Here is a 2,494-nt window from a genome sequence, read left to right as displayed (position 1 = left end):
GAATTCGAGGAAGAGTTCGTCCTCTTCGATGGCGCGGCGCAAATCGTTGCCGAGCTGATGTCGCCGATACGAGTCGATATTAAAGCTCGAGGCGTAAAAGACGAATCGGTCCATCCCCGGCAAGTTCGTCCGACCGAGTGCCGTGTTGGCGTACTGCAATAGCTCTTCGGCGACGGTCGAGTCATGCGGATAGCGGCTGACTCCGATTGAGACGGGCGGGCGCCATTCGTACGGGCCGATTTGGATATGCTTCTCCCTGAGTTTGAGCAAAGATTGGCAGTTCATGATCAACGAGGGCTCGTCCGTGACATCGGGTAAGAGCAACGTAAATTCGTCCCCACCGAGATGGCCGACGAAACTACCGTTCGGCAATTGGTGGAGCAGGGAGGAGGTGGCCGCGACGATCCAGTCATCTCCGACGGCGTAGCCGAAGTCGTGATTGATCCGATGAATCGAGTTGAAGCTGATGGTCAGGACCGCGATGTGCTCGTGTTGGTCCATCCGTTCGCCCAACTCATGGAGAAACAGGCTCCGGTTCGGCAAACCGGTGAGCGAGTCGTGCATGGCGAGCTGCCAGATCTGTTCTTCTTGCGTCTTCAGACGGGTGATGTCGTGGGCGATGCTGATGACCGCCACGACCGTGCCGTCGTCGTCAAACTTTGGGATGAGGCGTTCCTCGACCCAATTGACATCGTCGTTGACGTTTGTTCGATAGAGGACTGTCGTTTCCTGCCCTGCTTCGACACTTGCATGGGCAGCCCGAACCTTGGCAAAGTCGCTCCGGTGAATCGCGTGATGGCAAGATGTCGGGTCCTCGCCCATCGCTTTCGGTGCCGTCTGGAACAACGTCTCAAATCCGGCGGTATAAAACTCGAGCTCCCCGGTCCGTAAATCTTTTCGATAGATGGACGCCTCGACATGCTTATACAAGTCGCGAAGACGTTCGACATCGCTCTTCAGGCGATCTTCCTGCGTGATGTCCCGGGCGATCCCGTAAACGCCGACGATCAAGTGGTTGTCATAGGCGGGGACGTTGGTGATTTGAAGCTTTAACATGCGGCCGTCCTTTCGTTTTGCCGTGCATGTATACATCGCTTCAGTTCCTGAGAGCGCGCTTGCGAAATGCGTTTGGATTCGTTCGGCGTCCGCTTCGGTCGTGAAGCGGGCGAAATGGGTGAACAGCTCACGTTTCGTGTAGCCGAGCATGAGCGACAGTTTCTCGTTGGCGTCGATGATGTTCCCGTGAATGTCGAGTAAGAAGACCGGATCGAGGTGTCCTTCGATGAAATGTTGGCCGCTCGCGGCGTCAGTGAGCTTGATCGGTAAATCAGTGGCAGCCAATCGAGATTTGAACGGATTGATCCAATTGAACCGAGTCATAGTTTCCTCCTTAATCTGAAATGTATCGAGTCAGGAACGGTGAAGCATTCCTAGTTTTCATTTCCAATCATTACAAAACAGCAGCGTTTACAAATATACGCATAATCTGACGAGTAGTAAATATGTTTGAGTGGACAGGTTTAAAAATGAGTAAAAATACCTAAAAGAATACGTTATTGAAGAATAATGATAACAATTTATATATATACGAACATATGCATAGAATTAAGAGAATATATTTTTAATGTATATTATTCCCAAACAATGATAGTGGGGTAATCGTAACCAGACGGTGATTCGAAGCGCTGCACGTGTCAGCCGACAGATCAGCATAGCGACAACACAAAACCGAGCGAATCATGAGTCTCAAAGTATACACCTAATTCAAGGAAAGGCCATAACATTCGTAAATGCGATGTGCATCACATGATAAACGGTCACAATCGAGCGGATCGACGACCTGGATCGTGCGGTGACATGTCTTCCACGGACAAAGCGTAAGGATAAAACCTATCCTCTGATTTCATGGTAACTGGTGTTCGCTACATCACGCTCTATTCGAAATAAGCAATTTACTGCAAACGAAAAAGGCAAGTCCCTCAAACGTGAAGGATTTGCATTTTTGTCGTTCATTTCTTCTCGACGGCATGCCCGCCGAACTCGTTCCGGAGCGCGGCGACGACCTTGCCGGAGAACGTGTCTTCTTCGAGCGAGCGTTGGCGCATCATGAGCGACATGGCGATGACCGGTGCTGGGACGCCGTATTCGAGCGCCGTCTCGACCGTCCACTTGCCTTCACCCGACGCGTGCATGACCCCTTTGATCGCATCGAGCTTTGCGTCCTTGTGGAACGCGCTCTCGGTCAACTCCATCAACCAGGAGCGGACGACCGAACCGTGATTCCAGACACGGGCGACTTGTTCGTGGTCGTAATCGAATGGGCTCTTCTCGAGGATCTCGAACCCTTCGGCGATCGCCTGCATCATGCCGTACTCGATGCCGTTGTGGATCATCTTGAGGAAATGACCGCTACCACTCGGACCGGCGTACAAGTAGCCGTTGTCCGTCGACACGTCTTGGAACAACTCCTCGATCTTGCCGAACGCCTCGATAT

1 protein-coding gene and 1 pseudogene are annotated in these 2,494 nt (G+C 52.0%); both read right to left on the bottom strand.

The annotated features are described in order from the left end of the window. Window positions 1–1,380, bottom strand: a 1,380-nt coding sequence (locus A6395_RS07735; RefSeq protein ID WP_149038977.1) for a diguanylate cyclase domain-containing protein, incomplete at its 3' end; no start/stop codon positions are given. Between the two features lie 629 nt (window positions 1,381–2,009). Then, a pseudogene (locus A6395_RS07730) lies at window positions 2,010–2,494 on the bottom strand (phosphogluconate dehydrogenase (NAD(+)-dependent, decarboxylating)); the annotation flags it as partial.

The organism is Exiguobacterium sp. SH31, from assembly GCF_001816105.1.
GTDB classification, from domain to species: domain Bacteria; phylum Bacillota; class Bacilli; order Exiguobacteriales; family Exiguobacteriaceae; genus Exiguobacterium; species Exiguobacterium aurantiacum_A.
Note: the sequence above shows the minus strand (reverse complement) of the source record. Positions and strands in the feature narration are given on the sequence as shown.